This is a genomic window from Sporichthya brevicatena (genome assembly GCF_039525035.1).
In the GTDB taxonomy this organism is placed as follows: domain Bacteria; phylum Actinomycetota; class Actinomycetes; order Sporichthyales; family Sporichthyaceae; genus Sporichthya; species Sporichthya brevicatena.
The window spans coordinates 313,750-319,749 of record NZ_BAAAHE010000008.1 but is presented as its reverse complement, the minus strand read 5'-3'; the positions used below and the strand labels follow the sequence as shown (position 1 = coordinate 319,749).

Sequence of the window (6,000 nt, the reverse complement as noted above, 5' to 3'; positions counted from 1 at the left end):
GAGGCCGGGCCGGTGCGACGGGAGGAGTGACGTGCCGCGGTGGCGGCGTACCAGCGGTCGAAGGCGCCTTGGGATCCGATGGCGGCGGCGATCGCGGCGAGGCCGAAGAACATCTGCAGGCACTGGAAGAAGTCTTCGTTGGTGATGTAGTTCGGCACGACGTAGAGCAGGATCGGGGCGACGATCGCGGCGACGACGGTGCGGCGGCCGGAGATCGCGAGGACGGCGAGCACGATCAGGGACTGGACGAAGAAGTAGCTCTCGGCGCTGACCGAGCCGAACATCGAGGCATACAGGGCCCCGGAGATCCCGGCGAGGAACCCGGCGATGCAGAACACGATCGTGCGGGAGATGTTCACCGCCAACCCCAGGGTGGACAGCGCGACCGGGGCATCGGCCATCCCGCGCAGGAGCCGGCCCAGGCGGGAGCGCTCGATCCAGAGCACCAAGGCCACGCAGGCGGCCGCGATGGCGAGCAGCAGGTAGTAGTAGTGGGCTTCGGAGGTGTCCATGTCCCAGAACCCGGGCCGCTCGGTGTCGACCGAGCCGAACCCGAACATGTAGTCCTTCGCGTAGAAGAACTGGTTGAGCACGATGCCGAAGCCCAGGGTCGCGAGGCCGAGGTAGAGCCCCGACAGGCGGATCGCGGGGACGGCGATCACGAGCGAGACCGGCACGCAGATCAGACCGGCGACTCCCAGCGCGAGCGGCCAGGGCATGCCCCGGCCCAGCATGTGCGCGAAGGTGGAGGCACCGATGGCGGCGAACCCGATCTGCCCGAGGGAGATCTGGCCGGAGATGCGGACCAGCAGGTGCAGGGACATGAACAGCCCGACCTGAGTCAGCGCGACGTTCCAGGCGATCTGGTGCGTGCCCGAGAACGCGGGGACGGTCAGCGCCGCGGCCAGCACGACGCCGAGGATGATCCGCCGGTCGCGCAGGGAGACCCGGCTCTCCTTGGCGGCGCGGGGCTTGACCTGCCGGCCGACCTCGACCAGGTGCCGGCGCGGGATCACCAGCAGACCGATGAACAGCACGATGAACGGCACCGTGAGGTCCAGACCGGCGAGCTGCTCGGAGGAGGTCGACAGGTCCTTGGACACCAGCTTCTGGGCCAGCGCCACGATCACACCACCGACGAAGCACATCGGCAGGTTGCGGAACAGGGCGATCGTCGCGGCGCCGAAGGCCTGCACGATCAGGACCGCGAGGACGTTGACGTCGACCTGCTGCTGGGTGGAGGCGAACAGGATGCCGGAGGCGGAGGCGAAGATCGACCCGATCACCCACGCCGTGCGGCGCACCCGGGTCGGGGACTCACCGGTCATGTCCAGCAGCTGCGGGTCATCGACCACGCCGCGGATCGCGGTCCCGAGGCGGGTGTAGCGGAAGAACGCGAACAACCCGACCGCGGCCGCGGCGCCGATGCCGACGGTGATGCACTGATCCACCGTCACGCCCACGCCGGAGATGGAGAAAGCCTCGTCCTGCGGGAGGAAGTAGTCGAACCGGCGACCCTGGCCGGTGTAGCGCAGGACGATGAGCGCCTGGATGAACACCAGCAGACCGACCGTGCCGACGATCTTGTAGGCCGTGGAGACCGGCGCCAGACCCGCGGCCAGCCGCTCCATCACCAGACCCACCAGCGGGCCGATCACGAACACGACCAGGAACGCCGCCAGCGGCCACGCCATCCCCTGCTGCTGACGCAGGTCGAAGAACGCGTACGCCGAGAGCGCGCAGACCGCGCCGTGACCGAAGTTGAACACGCCCGAGGTCTTGTACGTCAGCACCAGACCCATGGCGCAGATGCCGTACACCGAACCCGTGACCACACCGAAAATCAGATAAGGCAGGTACTCGTTCATGCGACCGGCACCTCCCCGTGCAGCTCACCGGCGAGACTGCTGCGGCAGACCCCGCACTCACCGAATCCACGCGCGACCGCGTCCGCGGCGCTGATCTCCGTCACGGCCTTGCCGCGGGCGATCGGGCAGTGCGTGCGGTGGACGATCGTCATGCCCGGGCCGACCACCAGCGCGAGCGACTCCTCGGCCGCCGACTCGATCGTGGTCCCCTCAGGCTCGTCGGCGGCGTGCAGCTGCAGCCGGCCGCGCTTGGTGACCGTCACCGACCAGCCCATCACGTCGGCGAGGTCGAACATCAGCTGACGCTGCCCGAGGCGGACCTCACGGGAGGCGACGGTCAGGAAGTAGACGGCTCCGCAGGCGGCCACGGCCGCCCCGAAGCACGCCACCGCGACCCACACTTCCTGCTCACGCAGGCGAACCTCGCCACTCACACCGATCCAGGACCACACCCCGATCGCCGCACCGAGCACCGCGAGCACCACCGCCCGGGTCAGGTCCGAACGACGCCACGGCACCGGCTCACGCAGATACCGCCGCCGGCGGCGCGCGCTCGACGGTGCCGCCGTCGCCGTCCGCTGGGTCGGCTCGTCGGCCGCGGCGGCAGGGTCGGTGAGGTCGGTGAACTCAACTGCGGACATGGGCGCCCGCACCACGCGCTTCCAGCTCCCGAGCACCGAGTTCGCGCTCGAGCAGGTTCCCGACCCGGCGCAGCTCACGCCACTCGTCCCGCAGGTCCGCGGTGATCCACAGCACCGCCGCGACCCCGAGCAGGAACACCCCGGTCAGACCGGCCGAGACGATGTAGGGCAACTGCTCGGCCACATGCTCGGTCCCCGACGTGCCGATCCACCCGATCAACAGGGACACCGCACCGGCCAGCGCGCACGCGATCGCGATCGTGCGGTCCCACTGGGACCGAACCAGGTTCAGGAATTCCATCGCGCCGACACTCCCTTGGCACCGAGGACCGCCGCAGCCAGCAGCCCGACGAGCGTGAGACCGACCAGGGCCAGATAGATGGCCGAGAAGTCGCTGGACAGGAAGGCGGGCAACCCCGCCGCCACCAGCGCAGCGCCTGTCCCGGAAATGCCGTCAGCCGCCTGGGGGTTCAGGTCCACCGTCGGCACCCCTCCCGACGTGGACGGAAGGATCCCGAGGCCGGCCGCGTCCACGGCGCCCGGCGTCCCCGCGATTCCGCCCCCGGACAGGTCGTTCGGCAGAGCTCCCGGCAGGCCGCCGGGCAGGGCATCCAGCCCGCCCTCAGGACCGCCCGCAGTCTCGGGCGCGCGACTGACCGCGGCCTGCGTGTCCCCGATGATGAACGTGGCCGGGGTCTCGCCCGAGTAGAACGGGTTCTCCGGCGGGGCGGGCATCGTGTACTGGATCGAGAAGACGCCGCCCTGGATGCCGTTCTTGGTCTCCTGCGGGGCGGTGTAGGCCAGCGTGACGCCCTGGGCCTTGAACGCCTGCACGACAGCGTCCGCGGGGACCGCGTACTTCTGCGCCTCACCCTCGAAGGGGTGGGTGACGACGAAGTAGCCGTTGATGAATCCGATCCGGGGCTCGACCAGGGTGGTCCCGCCGTTCGGGACCGGCAGCGGCGGCGCCGGGATCGGGTCCGGGGCCGGGACCCCGGGGATCGGGAACGGGAACGGAACCGGGTACGAACTCGGCGTCTGCTCCGGAATCCGCAGCACCAGACCCGGCACCGAGATCTCGTCGATCGTGAAGTTCGAGGTCCGGGTCAGCGTGCCGTTGGCGTCCGCCACCACCGAAACCGCCGAGTCGAAGCCCTTCAGGCTCACCAGCGGACCCAGCATCGTCAACGGGGACGACGCCGTCGCGCTGGCGACGACGTTGCCGTCCGGACTCTCGTCCACCTCCGAATGTGACACGGCGCCAGATCCGGTGGACCCGACGATCCCCTCCGCCACCGTCGACGTCGAACGGCTCGTCGCCGAGAGCTCGATCCCGGGATAGCTGACTCGTGCCGGGGCTTGGCCGTAGGTCGAGGACGCCGTCAGCGGGTACGGCGGCACCGGGATCCCGAACAGACCCGACACCACACCCGGGGCGGTCGGCACGTAGTCACCGAGGTACGGGAACGAGGCGTTCGCATCGCCCTTGTCGAGCGAGGACTGCGCGACGTCGGTCTGCGGCCCACCGCCCTCCGGCTTGACCCCGGCGGGGATCGTCTGGTTCGTGAAGTAGACGTCCACGGCCACCGACCGTGCGCTCGCGGCGTAGTACGAGTTCACATCCGCATCCGCCGTCGGCACCCAGGCGAGAACCGGGCCCATCAGGGCGGCTGCTGCGATCAGTGCGGTACCCAGCCGGAGAAGCCGTCGTGTCTGGGTGTTCCTGCGCCGCATCGGCCGCTCCTCATCCTGTGCCGCCGTGGCCTGGCGAATGTGATCCGATTTACAGATAAACTATCTAACTCAATAAACCTATGCAAGGCTGAGCCACGGATGGGAGGAGGCGGAATGGCTAGTCCGGACATCACCGACGGCCTCGCGGTGCGTGAGGTGTCGGTCCGGTACGGCGGTCACCTGGCCGTGGATCGGATCAGCCTGGACGCCCCGAAGGGCCGGATCACGGGCCTGATCGGACCGAACGGTGCCGGCAAGACGACGACCTTCAACGCCTGCACCGGCCTGCTCCGGCCGACCTCGGGAACCGTCCATCTCTTCGGGGAGGACGTCACCGGTTCGACCCCGCACCACCGCGCGCAGAAGGGTCTGGGCCGCACGTTCCAGCGCATGGAACTGTTCGACTCGCTCACGGTGCGGGACAACGTCTCCCTCGGGCGGGAGGCCGGGCTCGCGGGCTCGAAGCCGTGGCGGCACATCCTGGGCCGGCGCTCCGACGCCGGTGTCGTGGCCGCCGCCGTCGACGAGGCGATCGAGGCGTGCGGCATCACGAACCTGATCGACCGTCGCCCCGCGGACCTCTCGACCGGTCAGCGGCGTCTGGTCGAACTCGCCCGCTGCATGGCCGGCGGCTTCCAGGTCATGCTGCTCGACGAGCCGTCCTCGGGTCTGGACAAGACCGAGACCAAGCGGTTCGGGGAGATCCTGCGCTCGCTGGTCGCGGAGCGCGGCGTCGGCATCCTGATCGTCGAGCACGACATGGCGCTGGTCATGTCCACCTGCGACTACATCCACGTCCTCGACTTCGGCAAGCCCATCTTCGACGGCACCGCGCGTGAGGTCGGCACCTCCGACCTGGTGCGCGCGGCCTACCTCGGCAGCGAGGCGGTCGAGGAGTCCCTCGACGAGAATTTCGACCCGGCGGAAGTCTGAGAAGCAAGTCTGAGAAGGCAGGTCAGAGGACATGTTCGAGCTTCAGGGTGTCCACGCCGGGTACGCCGGCACCACCGTCCTGCGCGGGGTCGACCTCGTCGTCCCGCCCGGTTCGGTCGTGGCGTTGCTCGGCGCGAACGGCGCGGGTAAGACGACGCTGCTGCGGCTCGCGTCCGGGCTGATCCACGCCACCGAGGGCCGACTGGTCCTCGACGGCGAGGACGTCACCCGCAAGGCTCCGCACCAACTCGTCAAGCGCGGGATCTGTCACGTGCCCGAGGGACGCGGCATCTTCCCCAACCTGACGGTGCGTGAGAATCTCATCCTCCAGTCGCCGGCCGGCAAGGAGAAGGAGTCGATCGAGAAGGCCTGCTCCGCCTTCCCCCGCCTCGGCGAGCGCATCAACCAGGCCTGCGGCACGATGTCCGGCGGCGAGCAGCAGATGGTGGCCCTGGCCCGCACCTACGTGCAGAACCCGAAGGTCGCCCTGCTCGACGAGGTCTCGATGGGTCTCGCACCCAAGATCGTCGACGAGATCTTCGAGTTCCTCGCCCTCCTTCGCGACCAGGGCTCCTCCCTGCTCCTGGTCGAGCAGTACGTCACCCGCGCCCTCGAGGTCGCCGACTACGTCTACCTGCTCAACAAGGGCGAGGTCGCCTTCGTCGGCCAGCCCAGCGAACTCGACGGCGCCGACGTCTTCGCCGAGTACGTCGGCGTGGACGTCGGCCACTGAACCTCGACCCGAACCGGGAACGGCGGGCGGCATCGGCTCAGCAGGGCAATAGCGACTCACTCGTCTCGCACTCCGAGGCCACCGCGCCCAG

Annotated in this window: 6 protein-coding genes; 2 read left to right on the top strand and 4 right to left on the bottom strand. The window is 69.3% G+C overall.

Annotated features, from left to right (window positions below):
- From ABD401_RS06740 to ABD401_RS06725, 4 genes are all read right to left on the bottom strand, one after another.
- Positions 1–1,868: branched-chain amino acid ABC transporter permease (locus ABD401_RS06740; RefSeq protein WP_344602913.1), on the bottom strand; the 1,868-nt coding region annotated here is incomplete at its 3' end.
- On the bottom strand, positions 1,865–2,509 hold the full coding sequence (locus tag ABD401_RS06735; protein ID WP_344602911.1) for a hypothetical protein: 645 nt from the start codon (positions 2,507–2,509) through the stop codon (positions 1,865–1,867). The genes ABD401_RS06740 and ABD401_RS06735, both read right to left, overlap by 4 nt.
- A complete protein-coding gene (locus ABD401_RS06730) occupies positions 2,496–2,810 on the bottom strand; it encodes a hypothetical protein (RefSeq protein ID WP_344602909.1) in 315 nt (104 codons plus the stop codon). The genes ABD401_RS06735 and ABD401_RS06730 overlap by 14 nt, the downstream gene beginning before the upstream one ends.
- On the bottom strand, positions 2,798–4,243 hold the full coding sequence (locus ABD401_RS06725; RefSeq protein ID WP_344602907.1) for a hypothetical protein: 1,446 nt from the start codon (positions 4,241–4,243) through the stop codon (positions 2,798–2,800). Before ABD401_RS06725 ends, ABD401_RS06730 begins: the two co-directional genes overlap by 13 nt.
- 114 nt (positions 4,244–4,357) lie before the next feature.
- Here ABD401_RS06725 and ABD401_RS06720 point away from each other — a divergent pair, with 114 nt between their 5' ends.
- The gene (locus tag ABD401_RS06720) at positions 4,358–5,176 is read left to right on the top strand and encodes an ABC transporter ATP-binding protein (RefSeq protein WP_344602905.1); all 819 of its coding nucleotides are present in this window, start codon (positions 4,358–4,360) and stop codon (positions 5,174–5,176) included.
- Between the two features lie 31 nt (positions 5,177–5,207).
- A complete protein-coding gene (locus tag ABD401_RS06715; RefSeq protein WP_344602903.1) occupies positions 5,208–5,909 on the top strand; it encodes an ABC transporter ATP-binding protein in 702 nt (233 codons plus the stop codon).
- Positions 5,910–6,000: the final 91 nt, after the last annotated feature.

Excerpts from the sequence above, each read along its gene's own strand:
- ABD401_RS06725 (WP_344602907.1), bottom strand. The coding sequence starts at position 4,243 with ATGCGGCGCAGGAACACCCAGACACGACGGCTTCTCCGGCTGGGTACC.
- ABD401_RS06715 (WP_344602903.1), top strand. The coding sequence starts at position 5,208 with ATGTTCGAGCTTCAGGGTGTCCACGCCGGGTACGCCGGCACCACCGTC.
- ABD401_RS06730 (WP_344602909.1), bottom strand. The coding sequence starts at position 2,810 with ATGGAATTCCTGAACCTGGTTCGGTCCCAGTGGGACCGCACGATCGCG.
- ABD401_RS06720 (WP_344602905.1), top strand. The coding sequence starts at position 4,358 with ATGGCTAGTCCGGACATCACCGACGGCCTCGCGGTGCGTGAGGTGTCG.
- ABD401_RS06735 (WP_344602911.1), bottom strand. The coding sequence starts at position 2,509 with ATGTCCGCAGTTGAGTTCACCGACCTCACCGACCCTGCCGCCGCGGCC.